Source organism: Oleiphilus sp. HI0067, from assembly GCF_001635735.1.
This window is the reverse complement of record NZ_LWFI01000664.1, coordinates 72,985-82,618: the sequence shown is the minus strand read 5'-3', so window position 1 is coordinate 82,618 and position 9,634 is coordinate 72,985. Positions and strand designations below refer to the sequence as shown.

Annotated in this window: 10 protein-coding genes; 7 read left to right on the top strand and 3 right to left on the bottom strand. The window is 43.8% G+C overall.

Annotation, left to right across the window (positions count from 1 at the left end):
• Positions 1–59 precede the first annotated feature (59 nt).
• The 6 genes from A3739_RS07675 to A3739_RS07650 are packed head-to-tail and all read left to right on the top strand — an operon-like array spanning position 60 to position 4,464.
• Positions 60–1,238, top strand: a complete 1,179-nt coding sequence (locus A3739_RS07675) for a SpoIIE family protein phosphatase (protein ID WP_068476448.1) — start codon at positions 60–62, stop codon at positions 1,236–1,238.
• Between the two features lie 58 nt (positions 1,239–1,296).
• The gene (locus tag A3739_RS07670; protein WP_231876632.1) at positions 1,297–1,788 is read left to right on the top strand and encodes an STAS domain-containing protein; all 492 of its coding nucleotides are present in this window, start codon (positions 1,297–1,299) and stop codon (positions 1,786–1,788) included.
• Positions 1,789–1,816: 28 nt separating this feature from the next.
• The gene (locus tag A3739_RS07665) at positions 1,817–2,845 is read left to right on the top strand and encodes an NAD(P)H-dependent glycerol-3-phosphate dehydrogenase (RefSeq protein WP_068476444.1); all 1,029 of its coding nucleotides are present in this window, start codon (positions 1,817–1,819) and stop codon (positions 2,843–2,845) included.
• The gene (locus tag A3739_RS07660; protein WP_068476442.1) at positions 2,845–3,102 is read left to right on the top strand and encodes a DUF4389 domain-containing protein; all 258 of its coding nucleotides are present in this window, start codon (positions 2,845–2,847) and stop codon (positions 3,100–3,102) included. The genes A3739_RS07665 and A3739_RS07660 overlap by 1 nt, the downstream gene beginning before the upstream one ends.
• On the top strand, positions 3,095–3,547 hold the full coding sequence (gene sixA / locus A3739_RS07655; RefSeq protein ID WP_082878318.1) for a phosphohistidine phosphatase SixA: 453 nt from the start codon (positions 3,095–3,097) through the stop codon (positions 3,545–3,547). The genes A3739_RS07660 and sixA overlap by 8 nt, the downstream gene beginning before the upstream one ends.
• 23 nt (positions 3,548–3,570) lie before the next feature.
• Entirely contained in the window at positions 3,571–4,464 is an 894-nt protein-coding gene (locus A3739_RS07650; protein ID WP_068476440.1) for a radical SAM protein, read from the top strand.
• A 13-nt stretch (positions 4,465–4,477) separates the two neighbouring features.
• Here the strand turns inward: A3739_RS07650 and A3739_RS07645 are convergent, their stop codons facing one another.
• Complete coding sequence (locus tag A3739_RS07645; protein ID WP_068475487.1) at positions 4,478–4,915, bottom strand: BLUF domain-containing protein; 438 nt, start codon at positions 4,913–4,915, stop codon at positions 4,478–4,480.
• A 92-nt stretch (positions 4,916–5,007) separates the two neighbouring features.
• On the opposite strand from A3739_RS07645, the gene A3739_RS07640 reads away from it, so the two are divergent.
• Entirely contained in the window at positions 5,008–5,562 is a 555-nt protein-coding gene (locus tag A3739_RS07640) for a DUF1285 domain-containing protein (RefSeq protein WP_068476437.1), read from the top strand.
• Here the strand turns inward: A3739_RS07640 and A3739_RS07635 are convergent, their stop codons facing one another.
• Positions 5,563–7,659 (bottom strand): EAL domain-containing protein, encoded by a 2,097-nt coding sequence (locus A3739_RS07635; RefSeq protein ID WP_068476435.1) that lies wholly within the window; start codon positions 7,657–7,659, stop codon positions 5,563–5,565.
• A gap of 21 nt (positions 7,660–7,680) precedes the next feature.
• Positions 7,681–9,480, bottom strand: a complete 1,800-nt coding sequence (locus A3739_RS07630; protein WP_068476433.1) for a hypothetical protein — start codon at positions 9,478–9,480, stop codon at positions 7,681–7,683.
• Positions 9,481–9,634 lie beyond the last annotated feature (154 nt).

Genomic DNA, 9,634 nt, shown 5'->3' with positions numbered 1-9,634 from the left:
CTTTACCAACTCGTTTGCACGCCTATACTGCATAAAAGAACAATGAATATTGCGTAGTTATGAGTCCAAGCTCAGATCAAATTTTAGTGATCGATTCCAACCCTGTTGATCGTGAGAATCTAGTGAGTTATCTCACTGGAAAAGGGTATTTTGTCCAAGCGGCTTCTAATGTCGAAACGGCGCATTTACTAGCTCTTCCTGAAGCTCCCGACCTGATTTTCGCAGATGTTCCCTCCGAACAAATCCCGCTATTGCCATTCTTCGAAAGTGATAAGAAAGAAATATCGTTGATAATTGTGTCTGAAGTTGAGTCGGCGGGTGATGTTGTAGCTTGTCTCAGAGGTGGGGCAGGGGATTTCATACTTAAGCCAGTGAAAGACTTTGAGCGNTTAGACTCAGTGATTCATAAAACACTGGATCAAATCCGTCTCAGTAAGTTGAATAAACGACTGCGATCAGAGCTCGAGGAACGAAATCGCAAGCTTCGCGAAGGTATTCACGAGTTACGAACAGATCAAAAAGCCGGCTTGCAGGTTCAGCTCAAGATGCTTCCTCAGCCAGATAAAATCATTAACGATTTCCATTTTGATCATATTGTTCGTCCGTCTTTGTACTTAAGTGGTGATTTTCTAGATTACTTCCGTATCGATGATACAAAGTCTTTGTTCTATTTTGCAGATGTATCTGGGCACGGAGCCTCGTCTGCGTTCGTCACGGTTCTCTTAAAAAATCTATCAGCACGATTACTGAGAAATTTACGCCGAAACTCAAGTGATGAGCTAAGCTGTCCAGTGAAGTTTTTGAAAAGACTCAATCAGGAATTGATTGTGTCGGATCTAGGAAAGCACTTAACCGTATTCGTAGGTATTGTTGATCATAGTGATCGCAGCCTAACCTATGCCATTGGCGGGCATTTTCCCTTGCCGATACTGAGTAGTCCGTCTGGTGCGGAGTACTTAAATGCAAAAGGTGTCGCGGTTGGTTTATTTCCTTATCCAAAGTTTGAGCGGGTTGTATGCCCTTTGCCACAAGACTTTAAAATCACTGTTTTTTCAGATGGGATATTAGAAGTTTTGCCGAGTGAGACACTAAAAGAGAAAGAAAAGTTACTTTTAGATGTTGTTTCTCGTGAGCGAGGAGGGATAAAATCATTACTGACATCGGTTGGATTGGATGATATCGATGATCTACCGGACGATATTGCCGTGTTAACGGTCTGCGATAAGGATGCGTCGTAGCGGATGGTAGGGTGTTGCTTGCATTATCAAGAGTTAGTTAGCGATGTCCGAATGTAGAGTGTTACAAGCCGATTGTAGCGGTGTATATGTATTAAAGTTGGTGGGTGAAGTCCGCTTAAATGCGTGCTCGACCATTGATGTGGCGATTGATACGATTTCTGAAAATCCCAATTTTCGGAGTCTCATTGTCGATCTCACTGAAACCATACATCTTGATAGCACTACACTAGGCATGCTGGCCAAGCTTGCTGTAAAAGCAAAAGAAAAGTCCCACTTTTTACCCTCTATTGTTTCTACCAATCCAGACGTCACCCGAGTTATCGAGTCAATGGGTTTTGACAGCGTTTTCTTGATTACGCGTGAACCGATTGAAAATGAGTCAGAACTGTTAGAAATGCCACAAAGCCCTCTTCAAGAAGAAGAAATGCGCCAGACGGTTTTAAAAGCGCATAAAGTCTTGATGGACATTAACGAGAGCAATTGTACGAAGTTTCGTGACCTTGTTGATGCACTAGAAGGCAACGACGTTGTGACCTTTAAAGCAGGCTAGCCCTGTAAGTTATTCAAGAGATTTTTAAATGAGCGATTGCAAACGCATTGCCGTTCTTGGTGGTGGGAGCTTCGGCACCGTCATTGCAAATATTGCTGCCGAGAATGGATATGACGTTGCTCTTTGGATGCGCAATGAAGACGCCGTTCAAGAGATTCAACAAACGGGTATCAACCAACGATACTTGCCAGATTTAGTACTTCACGAAAACTTATCCGTCAGTGGCAATCTTAAGACTGCGGTCGATGGCGCGAATGTTATCTTTTTTGCGATCCCTAGTAAGTCATTTCGTATGGTTGTGGAGCAAGTTTCAGGCTTCATTTCTGAAGGACAGATGGTTGTTAGTACGACTAAAGGCATTGAACCTGGCAAACTAAATCTGATGAGCGATATTCTTCGCTCTGAATTGCCAAACAATCGTGTTGGTGTCATGGGTGGGCCTAATCTCGCAAAAGAAATTGCGAAACATGAAATTACCGCTACTGTAATTGCGAGTGAAGATTCTGATTTGCGCCGTATTGTGCAAGAAGCGCTTAGCTGCGAATACTTTCGAGTGTATGCGAGTGCCGATGTGTACGGGGTAGAGCTTGGCGGTGCTCTCAAAAATATCTACGCGATTATTGCTGGCATTGCTGCGGCTAAGAAATTAGGTGAGAACACGATTGCTATGCTGCTAACACGTTCCATTGCTGAGATGGGACGTTTTGCTGAGCATCAGGGCGCGAATCCGATGACTTTTCTAGGTTTATCTGGCGTGGGTGACTTGATCGCAACGTGTTGTTCTCCATTGAGCCGAAATTACCGAGTGGGCTTTGCCTTTGGCGAAGGGAAAAACCTCGAGCAAGCAATCGAAAGCTTGGGTGAGGTCGCTGAGGGTGTGAACACGCTTAAGCAGGTAAAACGCTATGCGGATGAACATGATATTTACATGCCGCTCGTGCAGGGCTTATATAAGGTTATGTATGAGCAGCAGCCGATCTCAATGGTTGTAAAAGGATTGATGCTCGCTGAGCGTAATACAGATGTTGAATATACTTTACCGAAGGATGAAATTTAATGCGTATCGCGTATGTTTTATTGTTTTGTGTTGTTTTCAGCTTTTCTGAGATCGTCATTGCGGTGATCGCTTTAATTCAGAGTATTTTGAGTGTGACAGTCGGCGAACCAAGCGAAACGCTTAAGGATTTTGGTGCGCGACTGGGTGTGTATTTAAAGCAAATCTCTGAATTTATCAGTTTCTCCTCAGACGAAAAGCCGTTCCCTTTCGCTGACTGGCCAGAACCCGAGAGCAAGCGAGATAGTACGAATGATTGATTTGTTTTTGTGCCGTCACGGTGAAGCATCTTTTGATGCGCCAAGTGATCGACAACGTCCATTGACCGATGCCGGCACTGCAAAGACAAAAGAAACTATTCTTCGCCTATCTAAAATGAATATGTCTGTAAGCGACATCTGGTGTAGTGACTTGATGCGAGCACAACAGACAGCGCAATTATTTTCATCAGAATATAGTCTTATCGTCGAAGAGCAGACGTTTCTTCGTCCTGATTCTGACCCTGAGCGTGCGACAAGAAAGCTAAATTTATTACGCGATGATCAAACCTTGCTGATTGTGGCGCATATGCCATTGCTTGGAGAGCTAGTCAGCCTCTTAACAGAAGGGCACCCCTACACTAGCTATCCTTTTCAAACAAGCGAGTTAGTGCACTTACGTGGTGAAGTGATCGCCTCTGGCATGTGTGATATCGTCCCCGTTTAACGAACAAACTTTTTACTAGAGTTATGAATTTCTACCCGATTGACTATATCGAGCCGGTGTTTCGTCCACCAAGCGAGGCTTATTCATTTATTTTGCCACTTACTAATGGCTGTTCTTGGAATAAATGCACCTTCTGCGAAATGTATACCCAAGAGCAAAAGAAGTTTCGCGCACGCAAAGATGAAGAAGTTCAAGCTGACATTGCTAAAGTCGCCGCACAAGTTCCTCAGACTAAGCGCGTCTTCTTAGCGGATGGTGATGCGATGATTTTGCCAACGCGGCGTTTGAAGTCGGTGCTTGAAAACTTGAAAGACTCTTTCCTAAATTTAGAGCGCGTGAGCTCCTATTGTTTACCGCGTAATTTGGCTAAGAAGAGTGTTGAAGAGTTAATAGAATTGCGCGAACTTGGGCTTGAAATGCTTTACGTTGGTTTAGAGTCTGGTGATGAATTTGTGCTCGAGATGGTGAATAAAGGCGAGAGTTTTGAAAGTTCTGTATCCGCTTTGCAAAAGATTAAGCAGGCAGGTATCAAGTCTTCGGTAATGGTGTTGAATGGCTTGGGCGGGCAACGTTATTCGCAACAACATGCTGTGAATTCCGCTAAGGCGATCAATGCCGCACAACCTGATTATGTTTCAACGCTTGTGGTGAGTTTTCCTATGGGAGAAGAGCGTTATCGAGAGCGTTTTGTTGATTGGGAGCCCTTAACCCAAACACAATTATTTAGAGAGCTGCACACGTTTATCTCACACCTTGAACTTGAAGATTCTACATTCCGTTCGGATCATGCATCGAATTACTTGCCTTTAAAGGGGCAGTTAGGACGAGATAAAACCAAGTTGTTAATGCAACTTGATACAGCAATTAATACACCTGAGAAAATTCAACTACGTGAAGAGTGGCAGCGCGGCTTATAGCAGTGCGTGTGCGCTAGCTTAGCTGTATCTGGTGCTTAGATAAGGTATCGACTATTTGAAATGCTGAACCAGAGAAGTCTGGTCCGTCGTTCTTAAAGTTGCTCATAATAGATAGGTGATCAATCAGCAGTTTTTCTAAATTGAGATTGGCGAATATGCTGCTTTGAAGCCACTTTATTGACCAGTCAGGAAATCTACGCACGATATCTTGTTGCTCGAGCACCCCAATAATCTTATGTCTGGGATCTTTCTTAATACGTTCAAATGCTTGATGAACAACTGAGTCTTCCCCTTCAAGATATTGAAAGAACCTATGATTTTCAAAATATAGGTAGCCTGAAATCTCTAGAACTAAATTATTACTATAAGAAATTTGTTGTAGGGCCTCTAATTCTTCAACCGTAAAGTCGGTTAAGGCCTGACTAACGTATAAATTAGCGGTTTCAGTCATAAGTGATTAGGCGTCGAGCTCCGATGTCTGTAACAATAGTTCAAGAATGTACTGATCTCCAGTTCCGCTAATCTACTAAGAAAGTTTTAGATATGACTACACAGAAGATACTTCCCAATTTCGCATCTGAGTTAAAAGACCTCCTTGCACTCGAAGGTAAAATTCCTCCAGTAGAAACGTGGACGCCATCGCGTGAGAGTGAGCTCAATATTGTTATTAAACGGGATGGCTCTTGGTGGTATAACGGTGATGAAATGACGCGAGAGGCGACTGTTCAGTTATTCTCTCGCATTCTTCTGCTCGACGAAGAAGATTACTATTTGGTGACGCCTGCTGAGAAGGTGAAGATTACAGTTGAGTGTTTGCCGTTCGTTGTACGACTTGCAGAGGTAAGTGGCGAAGGGCGAGATCAACGTGTCCTTTTGTCGACAAACGTTGGTGATACCTTTGAGTTGTCGCCAGATCATCCGATAGCTTTGCTTGAGAATAGCGCGGGTGAAGCTTTGCCTGTGGTTACAGTGCGCCGGAATTTACAAGCTCTAATAAGTCGACAAGTGTATTACGAATTAGCGGATTATATGGAAGAGAGTGCGGATGAAGCAGACCGCTACGGAATAAGGAGTAGCGGTCACTTTTTTAAGCTTTGATTATTCTTCGCTGAAGTCGAAGTTCATTTCTGTGCTAGGTGCTTGTAGGTAGTAACCCTGAATATAGTTAACGCCTGCTTGCCATAGGGTTGCGAGTAGTGAAGCGCTCTCGACCAACGGAACAACCGTCAATTTATTCATGCCTTGCAGAGAAGTGATCACTTCTTTCATTGCTTCTTTGCCTTCAGGACTCTTCTGCATTTCTTCAGTAAATGACCCTTCAAGCTTCACATACTCCGGAGTAAGGTGTTTGAGAAGATTGAATGGATTGATCGCACGACCAAATTGATTCACGGATAAATTGCAATGTAAGGTGTTTAATCCTTTTTCGAACTCTTTTGCTTGTTTTAGATAAGTAATCGCATTGTTTTCCGAGATTTGGAAAATCAAAGAGTCGCCGGGTAAGCGCGCTGCTTTTAATGCCACATTTAACCAAGAGATGAAGTTAGGATCTTGCAAGGACTCGGCCGTTAAATTGATGAATAGGCGCGTATCATGCCCTTGAGATCTGTGCTCACTAAGTTGCTTGATGGTTTGTAGGATGACCCATTTGTCGATCTTGCCAGCAACCTCTGATGGACCATTAGGTGGTAGGAATTCGTAAGGTGAAACTTCCTGGCCTTTATCATCAATCATGCGCACAAACGCTTCGTAGTGCTCGTGCGTTCCGCCGCGAAGGCTTTGAATTGGTTGGAAGAGCAGTTTGAATTTGTCTTCGTCTAGCGCTTTCTCAATGTAGCTGCCAGCGGTGTCGTGATTACCTAGAGGGTTTTCTACTTTAGGTTCAAATAACAATGCACCGTTACCATTGGCTTTGCCTTCAAGCTTTCTAACGCCTTCTGACGCGGTTTGCGCACGTCCCAAGATGTCTTTAATGTTTGGAGCGTTGGCATTAATGATTGTTACACCAATACTCAATGTGACTTGAACAGTTTTGCCTTCTACGTCGAACAAATGATCTTCGACTTCTTTGCACAGACTATTTGCGACATCCATTGCTTGTGCGTCGGTGGTGTCATTGATGATCATGCCGAACACGTCATCGCTTAAACGGGCAAGGGTGACTTTGTCGCTCTTCTTGGTTTCAAGAATCTGGGCTAAGTCTCGTAATACAAAGTCGGCGTCACCGATACCTAAATTCGCTTTGACACTGTGGAAGTGGTCAATCGCTAAATAGTAAACAGCAGCTTTACTGTCGTCGCTGAGGGCGCCTTCTTTGCTTTCATGAAGAGCATCCATGAAGTATGAGCGGTTATACAGACCTGTTAGTAAGTCTATCTGGCTCATTTCTTTCAGTTTTGCTTCGAGTTCAGCGGAGTTTTCTTCAGGACGCAAAATGATTTGAAGGCAGCTTTCGCCGTCATAGCTCGCATGCGAGAAGCTAGCAAGAACAGGGATTTCTGTTCCATCTTCTCTGATTGATGTGAGTGCAACGTTTTCGACAGGTTTAGCGTCACTATTGCTATTTAAAAAGTCTTTACCGATCTCTTTGAATTTTTCTTGCGAATCGCCGCTGAGGGTGTCCATCACTGGGATGCAGATCATTTCGTCAATATCGTCGTAGTCCAAAAACTCAAGATATGAGCTATTGGCATAGATATGCATTCCGTCGTTGATATATGCGATTGCGTCTTTAGAGCTATCGAGCAGTAATTCACAACGATGTTCGACATCGCGAATTTCAACTTCAAGGTGATGCAGTTTTTGTATTGCGCGAACGTGTGATAACTCACGTTTGACCACTTCAACGAAGTGTTTTTCTTGAGTGCTTGATACGACATCATGCGCACCACTCTTTAGATGCGCACTGACCTTTTCTTCGTCATATTCTTCAGAAATAATAATTAGAGGGATATATAAGTCTTTTTTTGATATCTGAATGCAAGCTTGGCTTAGATCGAAGTCTGCCGCTGATTCTCTTGCAACAAATAAATCCCATTGTCCGTCGGATAACGCTTGCTCTAGTTCTTCTTCGTCTTCGATGAGTTTTGCTCTAGTTGCAATGCCAGCGTTTCGTAATAGGCTGACAAGTTTCTCTGCATCATTTTGAGAGTCTTCAAGTACAAGAAGGAAGAGGGTGTCGGTTTGTTTTGTCATTACTTATTGGTACCGCGTTAACTACAGACTAGGCCAAAGAGAATCGAATTCGTCTTCGAGACTTATTTCGGTTTTGGGTTGTTGTGTTTCTTCTTCGAGTTGCGCAGATTTCGAATCTAGAACATCTGTTGCGCGTAAGGTGTACTGGCTAAAACTACCAGTTTCTGAAACAGTGGCGGCTAGAATGCATTTAGATTCGATGCCGCTGAAACGCAAAATCACCTTATTGCCTTCTTTGAATGGGAGGCGAGGCGTAATTAGCGTGCTTGGTTGGCTGATGCTGCTCAATTCTGGTAGAAGCAAACCACGCAAAAATTCACTGTGTTTGCCAGTTTTGTTGAGTTGCTGCACCGCACATGGTTTGGCGCGAGGTGCGAGTAGCTCGATACCAAGCTGCGTACCTTTTTGCTTGGAGTATCGAATCCAGCGGATAACAGCAATGCTCCATGATTTCTCATCGTTTTCGCGCACACAAAGAAGTTCACCAGCTTGAACATTCTTTGGAATGTGACCGCCCCATTGAATGCAATATCCACCAGGGCTTGTATTGATCAGGCTAGTGGTGTGCACAGGAAAGTCTTTGTCAGCGCTCTCAGGATGATTGGTATAGTCAATCACCGACTCGCTAGGAATCGATTTCGGACTTGTAATAGCGGCCGCATCAAAGGCATTAGACCAAGGGTCGTTACTTTTGGCTCGACTAACGCGAGATTCGGTCGAGTTATCAAGGTCAATAGGTTCCATCCCAAACAAGTGTGGCTGGAAGGATGTTCGACCTGAGGTGTAGTAGTGCATAGCACTCAAACCAACAGCAAGCTCAAGCGAGCCATCGCTTGCGATACGCTTAAAGGTTCGTTTGGTGAGAATACCAAGTGAATGATGCAAGTGATGCAGTAAGCCATTACTGATATTGATCGGCATTTCTAAATGGGTGATCGTCGAATTCGCTGAACTTAGGTGCGAAGTGATGCGGGTAATGAGTTCAGCCGTATCAAACCCATAGTAAAAATCACTCAGCTCTTCATGCAGTAGGCTCTTGTGTCGCGGAGCTTGGTCTTCGGATAAATTGATGCAGAAGACAGCTGAGGCGAGGTACTTTCTACCTAGCTCTACGTAGTTAGCCCATCGTTCGAACAGTACCCAAACAGAATCGATCTCTTGCTTACGCAACTGGTTTGAGCGGCAGCAGGCAAGTAACAAGTTTCGTTTATAGGCGCTTTTGATCGATGAGTCTGGTTCGACAAGATTGTCTTCATCGCGAACTAGATACTTCATTAGGCCTAACTCATCGCTAAAACGATAGATCTCGTTCATTTCTTTCCATAGCATTTTCGGTACGGAAATATAGAGCTTGGCTGACAAAAGCTGAACACGTCCAAATTCTGTAATGGTTCGGTGTGCTGCGCAGCTGAAGTTTTTACGTGTATGTTCTGACCCAAGATTAGGAACGCTCTCTAATAGCACTGCTTTGTAGCCAGCGGCTAGAGAAAGATGAAGGCTCGTGACAAGGTTGATAACTTTGCGTTGCTTTTCTTGAGGTGTGATAGATGCGTTAAGAAAATGTTTTGACAGCTCTTCGCATGCGTAATGGATAGGTTTTCGAATGTCCTCAAGCATTTTTGAGCGAGTTTCTGGCTTGCACTTAAGGCGATTTAGTTCATTAATCGCACGATATAGTTGACGAGACAGCTCGCCTAAATTCGCCATGGGCAGATTCGCGACCCAGTCAGCAAAGGCTTCCGGGGTGGAATCAGTGTATGAAAGTTCACCCAAGTTTTGTTCGGGGATACTTATCAAAAGCTCAAGGTCTGGACCCAACATCTGTTGTAGTTCTTCCTGTTGATGTTTGTCGGTTTTAATTGGTTATTAGGCTGAACACTTAGTCAGCATATAGTTCTATCTCCTTATAATAGCAGGGAAATTCGCTATTGCTGAGCCCTAAGAGCAAACATTTTTAATTAAGTGACAAGGTTCG

What these genes read in the sequence shown, in the direction of transcription:
- A3739_RS07665 (WP_068476444.1), top strand. Translation starts at nt 1,817, where the DNA reads ATGAGCGATTGCAAACGCATTGCCGTTCTTGGTGGTGGGAGCTTCGGC.
- A3739_RS07660 (WP_068476442.1), top strand. Translation starts at nt 2,845, where the DNA reads ATGCGTATCGCGTATGTTTTATTGTTTTGTGTTGTTTTCAGCTTTTCT.
- sixA (WP_082878318.1), top strand. Translation starts at nt 3,095, where the DNA reads ATGATTGATTTGTTTTTGTGCCGTCACGGTGAAGCATCTTTTGATGCG.
- A3739_RS07650 (WP_068476440.1), top strand. Translation starts at nt 3,571, where the DNA reads ATGAATTTCTACCCGATTGACTATATCGAGCCGGTGTTTCGTCCACCA.
- A3739_RS07645 (WP_068475487.1), bottom strand. Translation starts at nt 4,915, where the DNA reads ATGACTGAAACCGCTAATTTATACGTTAGTCAGGCCTTAACCGACTTT.
- A3739_RS07640 (WP_068476437.1), top strand. Translation starts at nt 5,008, where the DNA reads ATGACTACACAGAAGATACTTCCCAATTTCGCATCTGAGTTAAAAGAC.
- A3739_RS07635 (WP_068476435.1), bottom strand. Translation starts at nt 7,659, where the DNA reads ATGACAAAACAAACCGACACCCTCTTCCTTCTTGTACTTGAAGACTCT.
- A3739_RS07630 (WP_068476433.1), bottom strand. Translation starts at nt 9,480, where the DNA reads ATGTTGGGTCCAGACCTTGAGCTTTTGATAAGTATCCCCGAACAAAAC.